The organism is Methanosarcina barkeri 3 (assembly GCF_000970305.1).
Classification (GTDB): Archaea; Halobacteriota; Methanosarcinia; order Methanosarcinales; family Methanosarcinaceae; genus Methanosarcina; species Methanosarcina barkeri_A.
On record NZ_CP009517.1, the window covers coordinates 3,177,558 to 3,194,830 of the forward strand.

The following is a 17,273-nucleotide window of genomic DNA, read 5'->3' on the forward strand; positions in this document are numbered from 1 at the left end:
CTTGCTAAGTAAAAAAGATTCTTGTTATTCCATTTAAATTAAAAAAGAAAAGAGGCTTTCGCCTCAGTTAAGATGGTACGTAACTAAAGTCAGATAAAACCATCTCTGCATTCTGTCCATTTTTCGGTGCCAGGTGATTCATAAGCCACATCTGCATCGCAACTCCGCCTTCTACATGTGGAATGCTTGTCCGGTCCGTACAGTTCCAATCGGATATGACAGTTCCGTTAGATAGTTTTGCGGTGAAGTGGACATACGTTGGCTCCCAATCGAACATGTATGTCACGTTTGTAGCGTACTGGTAAGGAGAGTCATAAGTTATTGCACTCTGGTATGCGTTTGGCTGGACACTATAACTAAGTCTATCACTGTATATCCAGCCCCACTTAGTAACTTCAATATCTATCTCATTAGTATCATTATGGCGGAAGAACATAGCAGCTACAATGTTCGGATCGAGATTCATTATTGGTGATGAGACCTTCCACGTGTAAACACCGTAAGTATAGTCAGCGGATGTTGTATCAACCTCTGTTGAATACCACTTATCTCCGACTTTCTGAATTGTCAGGTGTAGTTTCTGGTTTTCATCAACCCAAACATTGTTACTTGAACTGTTCCAATAGTTACCACCGGGATTACCAGTTCCACTTCTTACCCACCACTCTTTACCACACCAATTTAGATAGGTGCCTGCGGCGGCGATGTTTGCGATCATAAGCAAGCCTAATGAACTTAACATTACAAGCTGTAAATATTTTTTGTTCATATAACTCATGAAATTAATAGCGGAAATCTTTGAAAAATTTTCTTATTTGTTACTAAATAGAAAAGTTGAAGTATTTTTAAAATAATATATAAGTTCATAAGGTTCGAGCCTTAATATAATGAGTAATTTGAAAACCAAGATTATTTAACTTTAAGATAGTAGCTAAGAGAAAAAATGTATCCAATTACCAGGAACCCCACAATTTACGGCATGATCAATAATTTATTTGTAAACTAACTGTTTACTGGGTTTCGCCTCCTAAAGCTATGTTTTCCTACCTTAAAGATAAGCTTAGTAAGTTGGAAAATGTATAGGAATGCCAGAAAATTTAGATAAAATTCTTTACGTTCCCCAGTCTCAAAATATAGCCTTTCCTCAAAATGTATCTACTTCCAGGTTGTAGAGCTCTCACTTAATACTTGTGTCTCACTTTGTTCGTTTTTATCTGATTATTCACTAATAAGAGTATAATTTTTACAGGTTACTGAATACATATTTTAAATAATAGAGATAATTATTTATAAACAATCAGTTCTGTATTTATGTTGTTATGTTGAAGCTAAAAGAAATAAAGAATAATGCAAAAAAGTACATCGAACTATGTAAGCTTATATATAAAGATCCTCGAACTCCCAAAACTGCAAAGATATTATTATGGATCGCCATAGGTTATGCATTATCACCAATTGATTTAATACCGGATTTCATTCCTGTAATTGGTAATCTTGATGACATGATAATTGTCCCTGTACTTTTATACATTGCAATAAGGTCAGTACCCAAAGATGTGTATATAGAAAATTATGTTCAGATTTTAAGAAAGTAAGTTTTTAGCCAGAAAAATGGTGTTTTTAGGTTTTAGTTTTTAAAATTCTATTCAGGCTCGTTCAGGCACGGACTGTAAAATTTGTTGATATTTTAACCAGAGACAGCTTGAGTTTTAACTCAAACAAATAAAAAAGCTTTTTTCAGACTTGTTTTGCTGAACATTTGTTCCTAAAAGTATATGCCCGTTTGAAGAGAAACAATACTTAACTTTGACAAATGTATTTTTGAAGCCGATACGAGTCTGGTAGAACAACAGGATTTCGATTAAACGGGATCAGATTATATTTTGATATTGGGGGTACGAGGGAATGTTACTGATGGATATAATAACCTGGGAGCCGAAAGACTCCTTGAAAGTTGCGGAACTATATGCGAATTACGAATACTCAAAGGATATTAAAATAATAGATGAGTGGACTGACCTCACCGGTTACCGCACGTTTATAATTTACGAAACTGAAGACGAAAAAACGTATGCAGCTTCCGTCTTTCCTTTCATGGGGTTGTGCAGGTTCGAGACCTTTCCGGTTATGAAACTGGACAAGTTTATGCAGCTTGCCCAAAAACTTGCCGAGAAAGCCGGAGAAGAAAAGCCAGGTGCTGAGCAGGGAGAAGGCGGAAAAACCTCAGAAGAGATTTTTCAGCAGATAGAGAACCTTGAAAAGAGAATTGAACGCCTTGAACACCATTCTTTTGTTCAACAGGAAGATGTAACGTGAAACTTAAACCCCACAAGAAGATCTATATTCAAATCAAAAACTTAGTTTCAACATAAATACTCAGTCCCAACGTAAAGACATGGTTCAGACATCGAAACCACGTCTGAAACCAAATTTTAGTCCTGTTGAGAGTTTTATCTCAGATTCATTTTTCAAGCGCATTTTCAAATTTTTCCTCATTCATGCGGTAGATGTTCCACCCATTTACAGAACTTCCTCCAAGGTGTTCGTAGAATTTCCTGGCAGGGTTCCAGTCAAGGACTGCCCATTCCATTCTCCCGCAGTTTCTTTCTTTTGCAAGCTTTACACAATGTAGAAACATTGCTTTCCCAATCCCTTTTCCCCGAAACTCGGGTTTTAAGAAAATGTCTTCGATATAGAGTCCCGGCTTTCCTACAAAAGTAGAGAAATTGTGGAAAAAAACAGTAAACCCGGCAGGAACCCCGCCCAGCTCGGCAAAGAAAACCTCGGCATAGGGCCTTTTTCCGAATATGCCCTCAGCCAGGTTTTCTTCCGTCGCCATGACAAGGTGGGAAAGATTCTCAAACCTGGCAATGCCTTTGACAAACTCAAGAATCAAGGGAACATCTTCAATTTCTGCAGCGCGGATTTTCAAGTCTGGTTTTATTCCGTCCTCTAAAGACTTTATTTTATCTTCTGTAAGTTTCATTTCAGGCTCTGACATTTTCCGATTCCTTTATTAAATTGATAGATATAGATAATTTCATAGATTTAATGAAACTGAATATATTAAACTAAGTGTATGAAATTGAATGTATGAGACTGAGTTTATTTTGAGTCCCACTCTTAATGTATGTAATTTTTACTAGTCTGAGAGTTTCAACAAAAATAATTATAAAGCAATAAGTATGAAGTAAAAAAGTCTTGTTTAAAATGCTTGGTAAAAAAGATTTCAAACCGGTCATGCTTGCAGATCGAGCTTTTTTCGAGCGCCATTACGCACTCTATCCGCAAACCCACAGTGACAACACTTTCACAAGCATGGTCTGCTGGAACCATTTTATGCATTACCAGTATGCATACGTGAAAGGGAATGTAATTCTATCGTGCACTGCTGCAGGAGTGACCCGGCTACACCCGCCTATCGGCCCTCACGATCCTACGCTCATGCGGGAGGTAGTACGGCTGGCGATGGAAATAGGCGATGATAATAAGCCCCTCACCCTTATCGACCCTGAGACTGCACAGTGGATGAAGAAAACCAATCCTGACCTTATGCTAGTTCCGGATCTGAACCATTTTGAGTACGTGTACCGGGCTCTCGACCTTGCTGAGCTTCCAGGAAAGAAGTACCTCAAAATTCGTAGCCAGGTTAACAAATTCAGGAAGAATTACCGGCACACGGTTGAGCCAATAACCCCTGAAAACCGGGAAGAAATAACGGAGTTTCTCATAAAGTGGTGTGAGAGCAAAAAATGCGAGGAGAATTTCACTCTTGCCCACGAAATAGAAGCTGTATCCTACGCGATCGAACACTTAACTGAACTGCACCTGAGAGGCCTTTTGATAAGGGTCGGTTCACAAGTATGTGCCATTTCTCTTTTTGAGTGTCTAAACACTGATATGGCAGTGATTCATTTTGAGAAAGGGCTGCCGGAATATCAGGGAATATACAAGGCAATTAATTCCGAAACTGCAGCGCTTCTTGTCAATGAAGTGGAATACATCAACAGGGAAAGCGATCTTGGCATCAGTGGACTTCGAAAGGCAAAGCTTAGATATCACCCGCACCATATGGTAGAGGTTTATTCGCTTAACCGACGAACCTGTTTTCCAGTAATCAAATAATAGTATATGTACTGCTTTCAAGTACTGCCTCCAACATTGATAAAAGACGGAAAAAGTTAGAACATTTGAATACTAAATTTAAAAATTGCTCACAGAATTTTATTACGGAATATTTTAATAAACCTAATTTTTCGATAAATTCTTTACTATACTAAATATAAAGGACTCGCCAAAAATTGATGTTTATCGAAATTCTCCTTAACAAATGACCATTAAATTTCACTCTACGCCTATTTCCAGGCATGTCTCAAAGGTATAGATTTTTCTCAATTTTTTCGGTGCTACATTTTGGTTTTCAGTAAATAGTTTTTAAAATGGTATGGTGAATAAGTTTAAAAATTAATAGTAAATGTCTTTTAGCGCCTCCTCATTTTTAGCCTCTGCAAGCGTTCTCAAGGCATCAAGCTGTTCCTGTTCAGAACTGATATAGTAAACGTCATATCCGAGCCTGTCAAGCTGCCGTAGATACTCTGTTGGAAACGCAGGCTCTATCGTTACAGCATGGGTAAACGCATATCGGTCACCGACAACGGTTCTTAGAAGGCTTCGTCCGTATCTATCGTCCAATGCTGCAATCTTAGGTTTTAGAGCAGTAACATCCTCTATCATCCTTCCTATGGCCTCAAAGTCAAATGCAGGGCCCCAACATGCGAGTGTAAAACATTGTGCTATGCGATCGACTCCGACTTTTTTTGCCAGACAAACTGACGTATAATTGCGAATTCCATCACCTTCCGGCACGCTAGGCACAAAGAACATCTCATTCTGATTCAGCCAGAAGAAATCAGAGATATTCCTCGAAAACAGTTCATTAATCACTTCGTCAAACAGCCAACGCGGTGTGAGAGACCATGCAACCCGCCACATATTATCAGTAACTGTCACAGGTTCGTTTTTGGTTAGCTCTAGCTCGGGATATTCTCCCAATATTTGTTTTTTAATGTCATTGACCATATTATCGATAACTATCATGAATTTGTCTTTGATTAGCGCTAGCTTGGGATATTGTCCCAATATTCATTGCTAAAGACCATTGACTATATTTATATGATTAAGCCAATTTTTCGATGATGATTATTATCAAGTGTTTGCATAAAAGTGACTTATACTACTGAATCCATAGCCTGCAATATCGATATTATGTATCAGGAACATGGCAGCCATGAGAACATATATCAAGCTTCTGGAAACCGGTTGACCAGACAAACTTACCAGCTCAAAAATGATAAATAGGAAGAAATTTGGCTCTTCGCTATTTTGAGTGGGTAACTTATATTTAGCTTCCAAACGTTGATTTTGAGTGGGTAACTTATATTTAGCTTCCAGACGTTGAAGTAGCATATCTAAAACTTAGAAGCATTTATGCTTTTGAAAATCGCATTCAAGCTTGATGTTTTCATACCTGATCGGATTAATTATAACAAAATAATTATCTTTAACCATACAAAACAGCAAAGAGCCTTATTTGAAAAATTTTTGTTTTTACTCTTTAAAAGATAAAAAGAAAGTTAAAGGATAGCTGAAAACATTAGTATGAGTTGAAAAAAGACTTAAACGAGAAAAAATTGGAAAAAAATCATTTTTCGATTTTCTTTTTCTCAAAAGCTTCCTTTACAATTTTTAAGGCACAGAGATCTCCACACATAGAACAGGTATCGCTTTCAGTTCTTCGAGCATCCCGGATTTTACGGGCTCTATTGCCATCAATTGCCAGTTCAAACTGTTTTTCCCAGTTAAGGTCCCTGCGAGCATAGGCCATGGAAAGATCCTTTTCCCAGGCGCGTTCTCTCGGGCCTTCCTTTATAAGGTCAATAGTGTGGGCTGCAACCTTTGTTACGAGCAGGCCTTCTTTTATATCCTCAAGGGTTGGAAGGGCAAGATGCTCGGAAGGTGTAACCATGCAGAGGAAGTCCGTACCATGCATTCCTGCAACTGCTCCTCCGATAGCGCCTGTGATGTGATCGAAGCCTGGTGCGATATCGGTTACAAGTGGGCCCAGGAGATAAAGAGGAGCCTCATTGCAGAGTTCTTTCATACCTCTTACGCTCAGTTCGATTTCATTTAAAGGCACATGGCCAGGACCTTCCACAAAGGTCTGGACATTGGCAGCCCTTGACCGCTTTACGAGTTCACCCAGTGTAATAAATTCCATAAATTTCGGGCGATCAGAGGCATCGGCAATGCAGCCCGGACGCATGCCGTCCCCAAGGCTCAGGGTCATATCATATTCTTTTGCAATTTCAAGGAGATAGTCAAATTCGGCATAGAAGGGGTTGTCTTCTCCATTATGCAACATCCAGGCAAGGGTAAAAGAGCCCCCACGGCTCACGACATTCATTATCCTGTCGCTCTGGCGCAGTCGCTCAAGGGAATTTAAATTAACTCCTGCATGCACGGTCACAAAGTCCACACCCTGTTTTGCGTGCTTCCGGACAGCGTTGAACAAATCATCCGAAGTCATTTCCACGACAATTTTCCTGGAAGCTGCAGCCTGGTAGATTGGAACAGTCCCGACTGGAATGTTAACGGATTTCAGGATACGGGTGCGAATTTCGTCCAGATTTCCGCCTGTGGAAAGGTCCATTACGGCATGAGCACCGAAAGCTTCTGCAGCCTTTGCTTTTTCGATTTCGGCATCAATATCTATACAGTCCCTTGATGTTCCGACATTGGCATTGATCTTTGTGCTCATATATTTGCCAATGCCTATAGGAAGGGTTTCTCGCCTGTTATTTACGGGGATAGCGATTAACCCCTTTGCCACGCAGGAGCGGACAGTCTCAGGGTCTATTCCTTCAGCTTTTGCCACGGTTTCTATAGAGGGAGTGATGATTCCCTTCTTTGCATCTTCCATCAGTGTCATTGTTACTCCAGACTGCAGGTTTATGAGACAATTATAATTATATTATTAACAAATATCAATGAAAACATGCCAAATAACAGCAATATCATGGACTGCAAATAGCCAGGATATCATAAGCATATTATAAGGTTGACTAGAATAATAAGGATAAAGATAAATCCAGTACTTCCATCTTGCGGACTAGAACAGATGGTGAACTCATATATATCTTTTCACGTCTGGTAAGTCATGAAACATGTATAAGCAGACAAATATATAAATAATGTGTGCATAGTATTTAGAGCATATGTAGAAAGAAAAACATGGAAACTGTTTTTAAAGTAAAGGCTTTTACAGCTTACCGGTATAATTGAACCTGACCAGTGAAATTAACTGAAATTAACCAGTGAAATTAACTGAAATTAACCAGTAAGATTAACTGAAATTAACCAGTAAGATTAAGCCGATTCATATAAAAGAAACGAGAAAAAGAAGGGAAATCTTTCAGATACATTTCCTAATTCATTTCGTTATGCATTCCTTACACATTTCCTATACATTTCTTATTAATACTATTTTAGATTCCATTACAACCTCAAGAACAGAATCAGGGTATTTTATATGACAATTGTCGCATTTGCAGAAAAGAATAAGGCAGCAGCCCAGATTGCAAGCATCCTGGGCGAGGGGGAAGTTGAGAAGATAACAGTTGAAGGGCTGCCAGCATACGAATTTAAGTGGAAAGGTGAAGAGTGGCTGGTAATGGGACTTTCCGGGCATATTATGAATTATGACTTTCCGGAGCAGTATAATAAATGGAATGAAGTCAATCCGGGTGTGCTTCTTGGAGTAGACCCGCAAAAACTTGTAACACGAGCTGATTACGCTGCCGCAGTAAAAAAGCTGGCAAAAAGGGCAAACAAGATTGTCCTTGCCTGCGACTATGATAGGGAAGGAGAAAACATAGGATTTGAAGCAAAAACACTCTCAGAGGAAGTAACAAATGTCCCGATTGAAAGGGCACGTTTTTCGTCTCTCTCCCCAAAGGAGGTAAAAAAAGCTTTTGAAAGCCTGATAGATCCGGACTATAACATGGCAATGGCTGCAGAAGCCAGACAGATTCTGGATCTCAAAATGGGGGCGGCTTTTACTCGCTTTGTCACACTTTCGGTCAGAGAGAGAGCAAGAACAAAGGACATACTTTCTATTGGTCCCTGCCAGACTCCTACCTGTGGGTTTGTATACGAAAGGGAAAAGGCAATCAGGTCTTTTCAGGCAAAAGATTTCTGGAAAATAACTGCAATTTTCTCGGCAGAAAGTGGAAAAGAAGGAGACGATTTCGAAGGTACTCACAGGGCAGGAAATATTCACGATAAAGAAAAAGCCGCTGAGATATTCAAACGGCTAAAAGGAGCAAAAGAAGGGTTAGTTGCAAAAAAAGCAGTAAAAGAAACAAAAACCAGCCCTCCTAATCCATTAAATACTACCGAATTCCTTAAAAGGGCTTCCAAGTTTCTCGGGATAAGCCCTGAGCTTGCCCTTGAGGTCGCAGAACAACTTTACCTTGCAGGGTTTACCAGCTATCCCAGGACTGAGACAAACAAATACGCAGACGACTTTGATTTCAAGTCTCTTGTCTTTGATTTTGCACGTCAGAAGGAATACAAACCTTTTGCAGAATCTATCCTCATAGCCCCAATTATCCCGAAAAACGGGGAAAAAGATGCGCATGACCACCCTCCTATCCACCCGATCAGAGCGGCTTCAAGAGGAGAGATTAGCTCTGCTGTAAATATCCCTCAGGCTCCTGAAGTCTACGACCTTATAGCAAGGCACTTCCTGGCAAATCTCATGCCTGCAGCAGTTTTTGAGAAAACTCATCTCCACCTGCTCGTACAGGAAGAGCCTTTTGACTCTTCAGGCACCGTACTCAAGGACTCGGGCTGGCTCGAAGCTTATCCCTTCGAAAATAAAAAGGATAAACTGCTCCCGTTTGTAGAAGAAGGCCAGAAAGTGGGCATAAAAAAACTTAGCAATACAAAGTCCAAAACCAGCCCTCCAAAAAAATTAACCGAAGCCGAACTTCTGACCCTTATGGACAAAAACAGAATCGGAACAAAGGCAACGGCTCCTACACATATTGAAACAAATAAGAAGCGAGGGTATCTTGAGACAAAGGGAAAAACAATTTCTATCCTCGATACAGGTTTTACCCTTATGGAAGGGCTTTCTCTGACCGTTCCGATTCTAGTAAGGCCGGAAATAAGGGCAAAGATCGAAGCCCTTATTCAGGAAGTAGAGGACGGAAAAAAAGAATTTGAAGCTGCCCTTGACGAAGGTACAGCCCTGATCAAGGAGATGTATGCCCAGCTTGAAGCAAATAAAAAGGATTTAACTTCAAGCATAGCAGGCACAATCAAGGATGAAGCCGCCCTCGAAGACAAGAAAAACTATATCGGAACCTGTAAAGCCTGCGGGCACGTGCTCAGGATTGTGCAAACGGACTCAGGCCGCTTTGTGGGCTGCACAGGCTATCCTGACTGCAGAAACTCATATCCTCTGCCAAAATCCGGGGCTTTGACCGTACTCAGAAGCAAAGAATGTAAAAAGGAAGGGGTAGCTGTCCTGAAAGTAGGAAATAAGTATAACTGGGCTGTTGGCATAGGTCCCTGCTTTACCTGTGACCTTGAAAAAGAATGCTATCCTCCGGAAACGGTCGGTCCCTGTCCTGAATGTGACGGAAGCATGTTCCTGATAACTTTTAAAGACACCCGATTTCTGGGCTGCACGAAACGCTGCGGGTACACTCATTCAGTCCCAAAAACCGGAAAACTGACCCTACTTGACAAGACCTGTGAAACCTGCGGCTGGAAGCTGTTCAGGCTAAAAGAAGAAGGTGACAGCCCTGAGGAAGAGTTCTGCGTAAACCGGCGCTGCGCAGAAGGCAGAAAATACTGGAAAAAGCCAGGCAAAGGAGCCGAAACCAGGATCAAGGAAAAAGCTTCTTTAAGCCGCTCTGCAGCAAGTTCAGCAGAAAATCCGACAGTAAGTTCAGCGACAAATTCAGCAACAAGCCCAGCAACAAGATTAACAGTAACTCCGACAGCAGAAAAGAATTCGAAAGTATTGACTGCAGGCCTGAAAAAGAATAAGGAAAAAACCTGAAACTCGACAATTAGAGAAATCCAATTTTCTTTTCGTTCAATTGCTGCCCCAATCTCCTTCCAGGGGTACAGGATCCTTTTCACTCGTTTTACTCGAAGAGCTGATTTAATGAGGATACTAAATGAAAAAGGGCCAAATTATAAAGTTTCAGAGTTTCACCCTTTTTTCTGTGATTCGAGAGTTTTGAGTGAGTCCTTTGCACTTATATTGGTTACACAACCTAAAATTAAAAAGAGTTTTAGGAAACAGTTACAACAGTAAAGAAGAACAATTACAGCAGCAAAGAACAATTACAACAGTAAAGAACAATTACAACAGTAAGAATAAGAAATTTGTAACTAAAAAGAACTAAGAAAAGAGATAAGGAAATCCTTTCGGATTTCCCCTGCCTCTTGATACTAAACCAAACTGAATTACGCTGCTGCAGGTTCTGGTGCAGCGGATGCAGTTTTTGCTGGTCTGGCTTCGACCTGGGTTTTCCGGATTTCAACCCTGCGAAGTGGGTAAATAAACTTTGCCTGCCTGTAAATAGCTGCTGAGAGCCTGCCAAGGATTGCTTCCTGCATAAATGTCTCGAAATCGGCATCTGATGCACGCTTTGTGACAATGTCGACCATCATTTCCCTTATAGCTTTGATCTGGCTTGAGCGTGCTCTTTTAATTGTGAAGCAGGTAGGCTTTACACGGATGACATAGCCGTCTTTGGTTTTAACGTCGATATTCGCATCAATCCTTGAGGTCTGCCTCTTCACGATTGAACGGATATAGTCGGTTGTAAGTTCGTGGCCCATGAGGTCAGTAGTTGCGACGTCTCCGACGACGTTGTTAATCCTGAGAATGACCTTAGTATTGTTTTTGGTCATATCGTTGGTAAGTTCCCCAACAGTGGTTTCAATATTGCGCCCTACAAGAAGAGAAGGGTCTCCTGCCATCGTGTTACCGACAATAGCTCTGTTTAAGTAAGCAGGAGCTTCAATATTATACCATTCCTTGGACTTCCATCCGTCAAGCTTTCTCTGTACTTTCTTTCTTGCCAAGTGATTCCTCCGAAGTAATGTTCCTTTTCGTGGTTTGTATTGTTTCTAGTATTTTATTGAATTTTGTATGCTGCTGATTTATCCTGCGGCCCTCAAGCCTTTCAGTTTCTTATTCCGGATGCTCTAGTTGAGCTTTTTCCTTAATCAATGAGCGTGAATGACCTTCAGCGCTTTTACACAGACTTTGCGCTGCCAGGCGCAGTTTGTGGTGCTTTTAGCACTAGCGTTTCCCTTTCAAGATGAAATTTCCAAGCTTTCAGAGGCTTCCGAACCTGGACCCGTCCCCTATATTCCGGCAGCTACAGGCTCCTGATAATCAAAAATACGATCCGGAAAATCGCCAGAAGTTCTCAGAAATTAGCGGCATCTAACTAGTTAATGGCTCACTATACATATCATATCAGTATATAAACAAATCGGTCAGAAACGCTTTCTGCCTATCTGCTAAAAAGAAAAATAAAAAAAGTTTGAAGAAAAAGTATGAAGGAAGTGTATAAAAAAGATTTAAGAAAAATGTAAGGAAAAAGGTTTAAGGGAAAAAGTTTAATGAAAAAATTTTGAAGAAAGATTCAGAATAATTTAAAGAAATTTAAAGAAGTTTTGAGAAGTTAGAAAAGTTTTGAGAAACTTAGAAAGTTTTGAGAAGTTCAGAAAATTTTGAGAAATTCATGGAAATGACCTGAGAAAAAATATGAAGAATTTTAAAGGAAGCGGATGCCTTTCGGCATTTCGCCTACTCTTTTTCTGAATTCCTCTGGCCAGTTTGCAGGGTCAAGCCCTTTTTGCGCAAGGAAGACCGCAGCCCATCTCTCAAGCCCGACTCCTGAACAGCCTGACCAGAGTTCTTCTCCGGACTGGAGTTTTACATTGAAGCCTTTGGGATACTTGTCCCCGTTAATGCTCACATTCTGGAATTCGAGCCATTCTCCATCCGGCCCGCGATAAGGCAGGCAGGCTTCGTAATCGGTTGTCCCGACAGTGTTTTCTTCGGCAAGCCCGAGCAGTCCTTCCTGTGCCATAAACCAGGGGGTAACTCTTGCTTTTCTCCACTCGATGTCCAATATATCATTGAAGATATGCATATAGCGGTCATGCAGTTCTTCTGCGCACTTTAATACCTCTTCCTTTGTGCCTATCCAGACAATTTCGATCCTGTGAAACTCGTCTACCCTTTCGATTCCGTGAATTCCACCGCTCTCATATCTGTGAGAGGTACCTGACCTGTCAAAGACCTTTACGGGAATTTCCTCGTTCGGAAGAGTTTCCCCTGTTACATACATCCAGAAAGGCGGGCACTGGGCATAGCACATGCCTCCGATTGGCTCTGCGATTTTTTCTTTAATCAGTTTTGTGGGTACTTCGTGAGTAACCTTGTAGTAATCAGCAACCTCTTCCCAGTAATCTGGGTCCCTTGTCTGCGGAGGACATACATAATATATCTCAGGGTAGACGCCCTTTGCATGCCCGGACTTCATCCAGACTTCCCAGGTGACCAGTTTTGGAAAAATCATTTCCCTGTATCCGAGAGGTCCAAGAAGTTCTTCAAGGACAATTTTCTCGAAAGTCCGGAAGATCCTTGTGGACTGAGGCCCGTGGATCCACTGACCGCGGCTTGCCCCACGCTTGAGCCAGCCTTCTTTCATCATGGCCTGGGTAGGGTCTTCCTTGAAGGGATGCTCCATTGGCTCTCTCTGCCAGAGCAGGTTCCAGTGCTCAGCCTTTGCCCCATATTGGGCAGCCTCGATTTTCTCTTCGAGGAGCGTGAGAATCCTGTCCGGCACCCGATTCTTCATCTCAGCTTCTCCGACCTCAAGCTCGAGCTCAATCCCGCCTTCAATGTTTTCCATACTTTTTATATAAGGCACCTTGAGCATCCTGAGCTCATGGTCAGCCGGCACCTTAATGATGAAAGACTCAACCTCGATTCCACGAATCCCAATCTTGAATTTCTTACCTAGTGCCTCAGAAAGCTGTTTCCTCAGCCGGAAAATTGCATCGTGCACTCTAACATACCTGCCGGACTGGAGCGAAAGCTCGATCCTGTCCTCCCCGAGCTTCCATTCCGTAACCTTTGCTCCCTGCCCTTCAGGCGCCCCTCGGGTAAGAAGGGTACCGTTTGCCTCTTCAAAAAGCGCAGCTATAACATCCTTTGCAGGAGTGGGGTCTGCACTTGTTTTAAAGTAAGCTTTAAGATTGAACTGTAATTTCAAAGTTTGAGCCTCTTTTACTTGGTATGGAATAAGGTATTGTGAATAGAGGTAATGACGTAAACAGAGTCTAAAATTCTTTTTCTGATATAAATGCTTATTCTATAGCGAATATTTATAACTCGGATGAGAAGACCAAGTCTTAACACATTATAATATACTTTGATAGTAGACACCTTAAGTTCAGACGCAGAATAGGGAATATCGAATAGGGCAATATGTCTATTATCCGATTATGTCTATTATCCGATTATGTCTATTATCCGATTATGTCTATTATCCGATTATGTCTATTATCCGATTATGTCTATTATCCGATTATGTCTATTATCCGATTATGTCTATTATCCGATTATGTCTATTGTCCGATTTCTGGAGCTGAAACTTTAACCTTGTGACGGGAAGGAACTAACCAAAAACTTGACCCCGGCTACGTTTACGGTCATGTAGTGACCGACCTTTCCGAAAAAAATGGAAGCGGAAAAAGGAGTACAAATTTGTAATACAGCAGATTATATTATGCAAAGGACACAGTACTTTATACGCGGGAAGATCGCTCAAAACGTAGATTAACTTAAAAATGGGTGGAAACAAGTATTGCAGGATATAAAGGAACATATATGGATGTTAACCAGATCCGGCTCCTTATTTTAGAAAGAAAGGACAAAATAAAAGAAGAGTTCAAAGCTGAAGTCCTGGGCGTTTTCGGCTCGTACGCACGTGACAAAGAAAAAAAGAAAGTGATATTGACGTCCTTGTGAGGTTTGGAGAAGGAACTACCCTCTTACACCTTGTGGGACTTGGATATTATCTTGAGGATTTATTTGGAGTTCCAGTTGATGTTGTTTCAGAGAGAGCTCTCCACCCGATGATGAAAGATGACGTGTTAAAAGAGCTGGTACCGGTATAAGGCAGACCGTTCGTGCAGGTACCCAGCAATGAAAGAATAAGGAAGAAAATAAAAATGCCTTCCCAACAACTTAAAAATGCTGACCATTTCATAAGAATACTCAGGCAACACCTGCCTGAGATCAGAGAAAAATACAGCGTGAGCTATCTCGGAATTTTCGGGTCATACGTTCGTGGGGAACAAACAAGTGAAAGCGACCTTGATGTTCTGGTGGAATTTGATGAAACACCTGGCCTTCTGAAATATATTGAGCTTGAGTATTACCTTAGTGATCTGTTAGGAGTAAAAGTAGACCTGGTAACCAGAACCGGTCTCAAGCCAAATGTTGGAAAACATATTCTCAATGAAGTGGTTTCTTTATGACTTACAGAAGAGATGAGAGAGATTTAAAGCCCCATTTTTCGGGCATTTTTAATGAAGATATCCGAATACCCGGTATCAAAAAGAACTCGTATGCCTGAATCCTCCAGCAGAAAAGACAAACCAGGCTCGGCAAAGAAATACCTGTCAATAAGGGTGTTGTTATCAACAAGGACGGTGAGATTCATAAAGTGTTTATTTTAGTTGCGGGGTATAATAGTATTATTATCAAATACTTGAAAAAAATATTTAGAGTTGAGTTTAGTACTGCGCGTGGTGTTGTAGGAAAATAAAAGTTGGGACTAAGTCTGGAACGAATACTCCGCTCAACCGAGGCCTTGGCTCACCTGTGATTTTGTAGACACATTGGACAAAACCCAAGCTCTGGAAGTCAAAGCTAAGTAATAATGAGCTAAGGAGTCAGCTATACTGAAACTTCAATAAACGAAGCAGAATTCATTTTACAGCCGGAATAGGCTAAATGTATCAGTTACTAAAGCAAGGTCCAAATGCTTGTTTTTCCTGCAGAGACCCTTGCTTGATTCTCTCTAGAGATCCTGAAAAATAAGAAAGTTGCTGGGGCTCAGACAATGTTTAACCTAGTGGAGTTTTGTCGGTGGAGGAAAGAGAGATTTTGAAATGAAGTTAAGTTATGGTGGGAGACTTCAGGGTGATGGGATCAGGGAAAAATAATAAAATCGAATAAAAAAGTGTTGTTTAAAAGATTCAAAATGAGATTTTACAGTATTAAGTCTTTTTCATTCGCTGAATTCACTTAAGAGGAAATAACATATCTGATCCGGTTATATCGAAAAATCATAGAATTATTTTTTGAGATAGCTACTAATGAAAACAGATGAATAACTTTAATTATGAGAAATATAATTCAGATTTTGATCGCATGCTTAACTCAGATGTTGAAGTGACAAAAGCAAGATTAGAAGAAGTACCCCAAATAAAATCCATTGCAGATAAGAATAAAAACTTAATTGGATTTATTCTAAGAGGTTCGCTAGTCGAATCGATTGAAAAAGAAAATTTGGTCGTGTTAAAGTACAAAAAAATTATAATTGGATTTATAAACTATCATCATAGAAAAGATTCTCAGACTACTTTATATGAAATATGTGTTGATGAAAATAATCGGAACAAAGGTTATGGTAAAATATTGATTAATTACCTACTTCAAGAGGCAAAATCTCAAAAGAAAAAAACATTATTATTGAATTGCCCAATTGATGGCATTGCACATTCATTTTACTTGAGATGCGGTTTCAAAATAAAGAGTACACGCACCCATACGAAAAATGGGAAAAAACTGGTAACTTGGGTGTATAAACTCGATGATAACAATACGTAAAAAAGTTTCCAAAAAGCAGTAGATCACTAATTTCTGGTTAGGTGATAATGTGGAGTTCTTTGTATCTATGTCTGCTCATCCTGGTTTGATTAAGAAGATGAGAGATTCACTTAAAGATTTTGAAAAAATAAAATGGCCACTCAAAAACGTATTATATACACCAGTTTTTTCAACCAAAAAAACCAGTGAGGCAATAAAAGATTTGAAAGACAATGATGGTAGTAAAATAATGTTTGATTCAGGTGGCTTTTTTGTCCAACAAGGAAAAATAACCACTCAAGAACTTTTCAGTAAATTAACAGATTTTTATTCGCAAAATGAATGGGGAGATTACTATGTTTTGCCTGATAGCCCCCCAGTAAATGGAGACTCAGACCTTATCGTAGAATATAAGGTGAGAGATACAATTACTAACGCAAAAATATTTCATGATCAACTAAAAGAAAATATTCAGAAAAAATGTATTCCTGTAGTTCAAGGGCATAATAAAGAACAGATATTTCGATGTGTAAGAGAATACTCAGATTTGAATGTTTCTAGAATTGGTTTTGGTAGTTTTGGAACATGTGGGAGTAATAACGGTATAAATTTCTTGACAAGTAAATCAATGGAAAATGTAGAATATATGATGAATCTGCTAAAAGATTATTCTCTAGAAGTTCATGCTTTTGGGGTAGGAGGAACATCAAGCTTATCAAAGTTGTGTGAGGCAGGTTTTACATCATTTGATAGTGCTGGCTGGAAAAGAGCAGCTGCATATGGAGATGTGTTATTTCCCTTTCATAGTACACACAATATAACTCATAGATCATCTGAAAAGAGCTGTAGTATATTAAGCAGAAATAACTTTGAGAAAGTAAAAACCGAATCAAATCATGCTTGTTATTTTTGTGAAGATTTTAATAAACTTCAGAGCCAGGTGTATTATCGATACTTACATAACATGATTGCAATATTTGATACTGTTGAGTTCTTAAAAAAATATCCTATATCATCACATAATGATATCCCATGATTTCCTAAGCGAGTATTTATCCATTATCCGCCTCCGATCAATTTTTTGGTACTTATTAGCTATCTTTTCACTATATTTGGCTAACTATAATATTTAGGGATAAATTGGATGATAGAGTAGATGAACTCTTAATCTTTAAGATATTTTAAGATATCTGCAATTAAGAATATAATTCAAATAAATATTAATTAGTATATAAAGCATATTTCTATGCTTTTTATATAAAGTATTTCCCTAAATGTTCCTTAATAT

Annotated in this window: 17 protein-coding genes; 10 read left to right on the plus strand and 7 right to left on the minus strand. The window is 39.7% G+C overall.

Annotated features, from left to right (window positions below; translation table 11 throughout):
- Positions 1 to 67 precede the first annotated feature (67 nt).
- Positions 68 to 466 (minus strand): hypothetical protein, encoded by a 399-nt coding sequence (locus tag MSBR3_RS20380; RefSeq protein ID WP_155396811.1) that lies wholly within the window; start codon positions 464 to 466, stop codon positions 68 to 70.
- An 853-nt stretch (positions 467 to 1,319) separates the two neighbouring features.
- Between MSBR3_RS20380 and MSBR3_RS12860 the strand changes: the two genes are divergently transcribed.
- Together MSBR3_RS12860 and MSBR3_RS12865 are read left to right on the plus strand one after the other, a co-directional pair.
- The gene (locus tag MSBR3_RS12860) at positions 1,320 to 1,595 is read left to right on the plus strand and encodes a YkvA family protein (protein WP_048108621.1); all 276 of its coding nucleotides are present in this window, start codon (positions 1,320 to 1,322) and stop codon (positions 1,593 to 1,595) included.
- 310 nt (positions 1,596 to 1,905) lie between these two features.
- The gene (locus tag MSBR3_RS12865) at positions 1,906 to 2,316 is read left to right on the plus strand and encodes a DUF3303 domain-containing protein (protein ID WP_048108623.1); all 411 of its coding nucleotides are present in this window, start codon (positions 1,906 to 1,908) and stop codon (positions 2,314 to 2,316) included.
- Positions 2,317 to 2,461: 145 nt separating this feature from the next.
- Here MSBR3_RS12865 and MSBR3_RS12870 read toward each other — a convergent pair whose 3' ends face one another.
- Complete coding sequence (locus tag MSBR3_RS12870; protein ID WP_080942302.1) at positions 2,462 to 3,001, minus strand: GNAT family N-acetyltransferase; 540 nt, start codon at positions 2,999 to 3,001, stop codon at positions 2,462 to 2,464.
- 209 nt (positions 3,002 to 3,210) lie between these two features.
- On the opposite strand from MSBR3_RS12870, the gene MSBR3_RS12875 reads away from it, so the two are divergent.
- A complete protein-coding gene (locus MSBR3_RS12875) occupies positions 3,211 to 4,125 on the plus strand; it encodes a DUF2156 domain-containing protein (RefSeq protein WP_048108626.1) in 915 nt (304 codons plus the stop codon).
- 339 nt (positions 4,126 to 4,464) lie between these two features.
- Here MSBR3_RS12875 and MSBR3_RS12880 read toward each other — a convergent pair whose 3' ends face one another.
- Together MSBR3_RS12880 and thiC are read right to left on the minus strand one after the other, a co-directional pair.
- Positions 4,465 to 5,097 carry a hypothetical protein gene (locus MSBR3_RS12880; protein ID WP_155396812.1) on the minus strand — a complete coding sequence of 211 codons (633 nt, stop codon included), beginning with the start codon at positions 5,095 to 5,097 and terminating at the stop codon, positions 4,465 to 4,467.
- A gap of 604 nt (positions 5,098 to 5,701) precedes the next feature.
- Positions 5,702 to 6,988 carry a phosphomethylpyrimidine synthase ThiC gene (thiC, locus tag MSBR3_RS12890; protein WP_048108632.1) on the minus strand — a complete coding sequence of 429 codons (1,287 nt, stop codon included), beginning with the start codon at positions 6,986 to 6,988 and terminating at the stop codon, positions 5,702 to 5,704.
- Positions 6,989 to 7,588: 600 nt separating this feature from the next.
- Here thiC and MSBR3_RS12895 point away from each other — a divergent pair.
- On the plus strand, positions 7,589 to 10,132 hold the full coding sequence (locus MSBR3_RS12895) for a DNA topoisomerase I (protein ID WP_048108634.1): 2,544 nt from the start codon (positions 7,589 to 7,591) through the stop codon (positions 10,130 to 10,132).
- A gap of 413 nt (positions 10,133 to 10,545) precedes the next feature.
- Here the strand turns inward: MSBR3_RS12895 and MSBR3_RS12900 are convergent, their stop codons facing one another.
- Complete coding sequence (locus MSBR3_RS12900) at positions 10,546 to 11,169, minus strand: 30S ribosomal protein S3ae (RefSeq protein WP_048108635.1); 624 nt, start codon at positions 11,167 to 11,169, stop codon at positions 10,546 to 10,548.
- A gap of 157 nt (positions 11,170 to 11,326) precedes the next feature.
- On the opposite strand from MSBR3_RS12900, the gene MSBR3_RS20385 reads away from it, so the two are divergent.
- The gene (locus MSBR3_RS20385) at positions 11,327 to 11,482 is read left to right on the plus strand and encodes a hypothetical protein (protein WP_155396814.1); all 156 of its coding nucleotides are present in this window, start codon (positions 11,327 to 11,329) and stop codon (positions 11,480 to 11,482) included.
- A 388-nt stretch (positions 11,483 to 11,870) separates the two neighbouring features.
- On the opposite strand, the gene MSBR3_RS12905 is transcribed toward MSBR3_RS20385, so the two are convergent.
- The gene (locus MSBR3_RS12905; RefSeq protein ID WP_048108636.1) at positions 11,871 to 13,379 is read right to left on the minus strand and encodes a serine--tRNA ligase; all 1,509 of its coding nucleotides are present in this window, start codon (positions 13,377 to 13,379) and stop codon (positions 11,871 to 11,873) included.
- 581 nt (positions 13,380 to 13,960) lie between these two features.
- Between MSBR3_RS12905 and MSBR3_RS21105 the strand changes: the two genes are divergently transcribed.
- The 3 genes from MSBR3_RS21105 to MSBR3_RS12915 are packed head-to-tail and all read left to right on the plus strand — an operon-like array spanning position 13,961 to position 14,649.
- Positions 13,961 to 14,137 carry a hypothetical protein gene (locus tag MSBR3_RS21105; protein ID WP_230627464.1) on the plus strand — a complete coding sequence of 59 codons (177 nt, stop codon included), beginning with the start codon at positions 13,961 to 13,963 and terminating at the stop codon, positions 14,135 to 14,137.
- Entirely contained in the window at positions 14,134 to 14,286 is a 153-nt protein-coding gene (locus tag MSBR3_RS21110) for a nucleotidyltransferase family protein (protein WP_230627466.1), read from the plus strand. Before MSBR3_RS21105 ends, MSBR3_RS21110 begins: the two co-directional genes overlap by 4 nt.
- Before the next feature lie 54 nt (positions 14,287 to 14,340).
- The gene (locus tag MSBR3_RS12915) at positions 14,341 to 14,649 is read left to right on the plus strand and encodes a nucleotidyltransferase family protein (RefSeq protein WP_048110499.1); all 309 of its coding nucleotides are present in this window, start codon (positions 14,341 to 14,343) and stop codon (positions 14,647 to 14,649) included.
- Between the two features lie 23 nt (positions 14,650 to 14,672).
- Here MSBR3_RS12915 and MSBR3_RS19515 read toward each other — a convergent pair whose 3' ends face one another.
- On the minus strand, positions 14,673 to 14,834 hold the full coding sequence (locus tag MSBR3_RS19515; protein ID WP_230627468.1) for a hypothetical protein: 162 nt from the start codon (positions 14,832 to 14,834) through the stop codon (positions 14,673 to 14,675).
- Positions 14,835 to 15,502: 668 nt separating this feature from the next.
- Between MSBR3_RS19515 and MSBR3_RS12920 the strand changes: the two genes are divergently transcribed.
- Positions 15,503 to 16,006: a GNAT family N-acetyltransferase gene (locus tag MSBR3_RS12920; RefSeq protein ID WP_048108637.1), complete on the plus strand. Its 504-nt coding sequence runs from the start codon at positions 15,503 to 15,505 to the stop codon at positions 16,004 to 16,006.
- Positions 16,007 to 16,073: 67 nt separating this feature from the next.
- Complete coding sequence (locus MSBR3_RS12925) at positions 16,074 to 17,021, plus strand: hypothetical protein (protein ID WP_048108638.1); 948 nt, start codon at positions 16,074 to 16,076, stop codon at positions 17,019 to 17,021.
- Positions 17,022 to 17,273 lie beyond the last annotated feature (252 nt).